Raw genomic sequence first — 2,916 nt, 5'->3', positions numbered from 1 at the left:
CTTGTTTGTTGTGCCATCAATTTGAACACCACCCACAGTCACATTATCAAACTTCACGTCTTTCGCAGTCGCAACTTCATAGTTCACTGAACCATCAGCATTGGTACCTGAAGTCACCGTGATGTTGTCACCTTGAGTCACAGTGGTTTTCGATTTCTTCGCTTGATCTGCAATCGCATCAGAAATGTTGTTATAGCTGCTGCCATTGGTTGTGAATGGACCTGTCAAGCTACCTGCATTATTGGTAACACCGCCACCAATAAGATCGCCTGTGCTTTGCGCAGTGGTATTGAGCTGACCACCTGTCACAGCTTCAGTCGAACCTGCTGCAACCGTACCATCCGTTAAGCCACTGATTTTGCCTGTCGCACCATCTGTTACCACATTACCGACAGTCACTTTATCGAAGTTGACGTCTTTCGCCGTTGCCACTTCGTAGTTCACTGAACCATCCGCATTGGTCGCTGAAGTCACAACAATGTTGTCACCTTGAGTCACCGTGGTTTTTGATTTCTTCGCTTGATCAGTAATTGCATCCGCAATGGTGTTATAGCTGCTGCCATTGGCATTGAATGGACCTGTCAAGCTACCTGCATTATTAGTAACACCGCCACCAATAATATCGCCTGTGCTTTGTGCCGTGGTATTGAGCTGATTACCTGTCACAGCTTCAGTTGAACCTGCTGCAACCGTACCATCCGTTAAGCCACTGATTTTGCCAGTTGCGCCATCTGTGACCACATTGCCCACAGTCACTTTATCAAAGTTGACATCTTTCGCCGTTGCCACTTCATAGTTCGTTGAACCATCAGCATTGGTGCCTGAAGTCACAACAATGTTGTCACCTTGAGTGACCGTCGTTTTCGCTTTAGTTGCTGCTGTGTTAACGTTTTTAATCGCATCATCAATCGTACTTTCACCAGTACCACCAATATTTGTATTGGTTAATGCACCTGTACTTGGATCATACGTTGTTAAACCACCGATGATGTTTTTAACACCTTCGCCTTGTGCATTTAACTGATTACCTGTCACAGCTTCAGTTGAACCTGCTGCAACCGTACCATCCGTTAAGCCACTGATTTTGCCTGTTGCGCCATCTGTGACCACATTGCCCACAGTCACTTTATCAAAGTTGACGTCTTTCGCCGTTGCCACTTCATAGTTCGTTGAACCATCAGCATTCGTCCCTGAATTCACAACAATGTTGTCACCTTGAGTGACCGTCGTTTTCGCTTTAGTTGCTGCTGTGTTAACGTTTTTAATCGCATCATCAATCGTACTTTCACCAGTACCACCAATATTTGTATTGGTTAATGCACCTGTACTTGGATCATACGTTGTTAAACCACCGATGATGTTTTTAACACCTTCGCCTTGTGCATTTAACTGATTACCTGTCACAGCTTCAGTTGAACCTGCTGCAACCGTACCATCCGTTAAGCCACTGATTTTGCCTGTTGCGCCATCTGTGACCACATTGCCCACAGTCACTTTATCGAAGTTGACATCTTTCGCTGTTGCCACTTCGTAGTTCACTGAACCATCAGCATTGGTCGCTGAAGTCACAACAATGTTGTCACCTTGAGTCACCGTGGTTTTTGATTTCTTCGCTTGATCAGTAATTGCATCCGCAATGGTGTTATAGCTGCTGCCATTGGCATTGAATGGACCTGTCAAGCTACCTGCGTTATTGGTCACACCACCACCAATAAGATCGCCTGTGCTTTGTGCCGTGGTATTGAGCTGATTACCTGTCACAGCTTCAGTTGAACCTGCTGCAACCGTACCATCCGTTAAGCCACTGATTTTGCCAGTTGCGCCATCTGTGACCACATTGCCCACAGTCACTTTATCAAAGTTGACATCTTTCGCCGTTGCCACTTCGTAGTTCACTGAACCATCGGCATTAGTCCCTGAAGTCACAACAATGTTGTCACCTTGAGTCACAGTAGTTTTTGATTTCTTCGCTTGATCAGTAATTGCATCCGCAATGGTGTTATAGCTGCTGCCATTGGCATTGAATGGACCTGTCAAGCTACCTGCGTTATTGGTCACACCACCACCAATAAGATCGCCTGTGCTTTGTGCCGTGGTATTGAGCTGATTACCTGTCACAGCCTCAGTTGAACCTGCTGCAACCGCACCATCCGTTAAGCCACTGATTTTGCCAGTTGCGCCATCTGTCACCACATTGCCCACAGTCACTTTATCAAAGTTGACATCTTTCGCCGTTGCCACTTCGTAGTTCACTGAACCATCAGCATTCGTACCTGACGTCACAACAATGTTGTCACCTTGAGTCACCGTGGTTTTTGATTTCTTCGCTTGATCAGTAATTGCATCCGCAATGGTGTTATAGCTGCTGCCATTGGCATTGAATGGACCTGTCAAGCTACCTGCATTATTAGTAACACCGCCACCAATAAGATCGCCTGTGCTTTGTGCCGTGGTATTGAGCTGATTACCTGTCACAGCTTCAGTTGAACCTGTTGCAACCGTACCATCCGTTAAGCCACTGATTTTGCCTGTTGCGCCATCTGTGACCACATTGCCCACAGTCACTTTATCGAAGTTGACATCTTTCGCTGTTGCCACTTCGTAGTTCACTGAACCATCAGCATTGGTCGCTGAAGTCACAACAATGTTGTCACCTTGAGTCACCGTGGTTTTTGATTTCTTCGCTTGATCAGTAATTGCATCCGCAATGGTGTTATAGCTGCTGCCATTGGCATTGAATGGACCTGTCAAGCTACCTGCATTATTGGTAACACCGCCACCAATAATTGTGCTGGTACTGTCTTGGGCTGCACTTAATTGCTCTTCTGTCGCTGCACGACCATCTTGTGCAAATGTCGCCCCACCCAAGGTCGTATTGTTTAGACCCGTCACTGCATCTGTCACGATGCCATCTTT

1 protein-coding gene is annotated in these 2,916 nt (G+C 46.3%); it reads right to left on the bottom strand.

From position 1 onward, the window contains the following. Nucleotides 1-2,916: beta strand repeat-containing protein (locus tag HX124_RS15665; RefSeq protein WP_502872837.1), on the bottom strand; the 2,916-nt coding region annotated here is incomplete at both ends.

The sequence above is a fragment of the Acinetobacter sp. 226-1 genome (assembly GCF_030329325.1).
Lineage (GTDB): Bacteria > Pseudomonadota > Gammaproteobacteria > Pseudomonadales > Moraxellaceae > Acinetobacter > Acinetobacter sichuanensis.
This window is presented reverse-complemented; position numbering and strand designations above follow the sequence as displayed.